The organism is Paraburkholderia caffeinitolerans (assembly GCF_902859945.1).
GTDB lineage: Bacteria > Pseudomonadota > Gammaproteobacteria > Burkholderiales > Burkholderiaceae > Paraburkholderia > Paraburkholderia caffeinitolerans.
Genome location: NZ_CADIKL010000093.1, coordinates 1 through 2093, shown reverse-complemented (window position 1 = coordinate 2093; position 2093 = coordinate 1). Strand labels below are relative to the sequence as shown.

General features: G+C 58.3%; 2 protein-coding genes. One reads left to right on the top strand and one right to left on the bottom strand.

From position 1 onward, the window contains the following. Positions 1-83: 83 nt before the first annotated feature. Positions 84-581: an ABC-type transport auxiliary lipoprotein family protein gene (locus tag HV773_RS36350; protein ID WP_175198533.1), complete on the top strand. Its 498-nt coding sequence runs from the start codon at positions 84-86 to the stop codon at positions 579-581. A 149-nt stretch (positions 582-730) separates the two neighbouring features. Here HV773_RS36350 and HV773_RS36345 read toward each other — a convergent pair whose 3' ends face one another. Beyond that, on the bottom strand, positions 731-1504 hold the full coding sequence (locus HV773_RS36345; protein WP_175198532.1) for an MBL fold metallo-hydrolase: 774 nt from the start codon (positions 1502-1504) through the stop codon (positions 731-733). Between the last annotated feature and the right edge of the window lie 589 nt (positions 1505-2093).

The window sequence follows — 2093 nt, the reverse complement described above, 5'->3', positions numbered from 1 at the left end:
GCCTACTCATCAAGCCGATGACATCGCCGCACTTCTACCGCATCGATGGGTGCCTGCCGCCGCCTGATTGACGGCAATTTAGGCTGAGGGGTGCCTTTGCCGGGCGCTTACGCACCGCAGCGCCGCTGTATGTTGTGGTCAACCCGGTCACGATTCCCTCGTTGGTTGACCGACCGCAGATCGTCGTCAGCGTTGCCGGCAATCAGGTGTGGCCTGAAGAGTTTCAGCGCTGGGCGGAACCGCTGAAAGACAATATCCAGCGAACCATCGCGGGAGATCTCGCGGTGCTGCTTGGCTCTGAGCACGTAAGCGTGTATGGGGCGGATTCGAGCGGCTTGCCAACGTGGCGTGTTCGCGTCGACATCATGCAATTCGATTCGGTGCTGGGGGATATGGCTACGATAGACGCACTTTGGACAATCTGGCCTCCAGGCCAGGCGACACCGATTATTGGACGCACGCTCGCGCACGAGCCTGTGCGGGAGCACGCTTACGACGCGCTTGTAGCCGCTCACGATCGTGCGTTGGGCTCAGTGAGCCGGGACGTTGCAGCGGCGATCCTGAGGAGCGTATCGAAATGACTGGCAAGCGTGGGCCGGCCACGTTTTCCGGATTATCGAAAATTCTGACTGCCTCGGCAAACGAGCACATCTAGCCGGCACACTTTGACCGTTCTCCTCGCCCCCGAAGTCCTGCCGGCCAATCCTCGAACTGCAGTCCCCGCGGGTGATCAGGTACGTTTAGCCAGATAAGCATCGACTAACTCGACCAGTCGTTCTCGTCCGAAGCTTCCATCATGCCCAGCGTGAACCACTTGCACGGGCAGTTCACGCAAGCGTTTCATCGTTCGCACGTAAGTCGAAATATCAGCGCCAGCGATCTCATCCAGTAGAGGGCCGTCGTAGATTGCGTCGCCTGAGAACAGCGTGCCGGAAGCCGCTTCCCACAGGCCAATGCTGCCCGGTGAGTGGCCGGGCAGATGCAGGACTTCAAAATGCCGGTTACCGAGATCGACGATGTTCCCTTCTTTGACGATTTCCGTGACCGTCGCTGCCCTCACGCGATAGTCAGACATCGAATAATCGGCGTCGGGAAGGGCCGTAATCAGGTCACTGTCGAACGCATACCCTGCTTCGCGATACCGACGAATGGCCTTTTCGCCCAATACCGACGCCAGAAGGGTGCCTGGCTCGCGAGGCGAGCGCAGGTTCTCTGCTTCCAGTTCGTGAACCAATGTGTGTTCGAACTCGTGATGTCCGCCGACGTGATCCGAATGCGTATGCGTCGCAACGGCGGTGACGTCGTGCTGCAGCAGATGTCTGGCCGCATCGCGCAGGCTAGCAATGCCCATCCCCGTGTCGATCATCAGGTCTCGATCGCGGCCGCGCACATGCCAAATATTGCAGCGCATTAGTGGAACAACGTGGGGTTCCCAAAGCAGGGTTATGTCATCGCTGATGCGTTTGAGTTCAAACCATCGCTGGGCAACGGGTAATTTGGTCATTTAGTGGCGCTGATGAGTCTGGTTGATACTTTGACACACTTCGCGTCCAACCTCGAGATCGTTGTCATTGAAGCACCGCAGGAGGCAGCAAAGTGTCGACGATTCAAGCGGTAAGGTCGAACGGCCGCTTCTTGCTGCGGATTCAACCCGTGCGCCGCATCATCGTCCGCCAACTTCCGTAGCCGACCCATTGCCGCCATCCGCCGTCGGCAAGATTGTGTCCGCTCTTGCTGGGAATTCTGCCAGCCGTTCGATACGGGACAGTCGTGTTGACGATGACTATGACGTGACTGCGATAGGCCGTCTTCGTTGCATAGTCATTCGTAATGCGCTCAGCGCTACGGCCTCCGAATTGATTCGGTCGATCGCGCGAAGCATCTCCTTGAACGCGAGTGGCTTGGTGATCACCTCGTCAACTTTGCCTTTGAAACTCGGTGCGTCCTGCGGCCATGCGAGCGCGATGATGCGTGGCCTTCCGAGAACCTGTCCGCATTTTTGTGGGCGAGGCGGTTAAAGGAATCGTTACCCGCGCGCCTGCGTGAATCGGTCGCCAAACAGGATAGCAAACTGGTTCATCGCCGACTTCCAG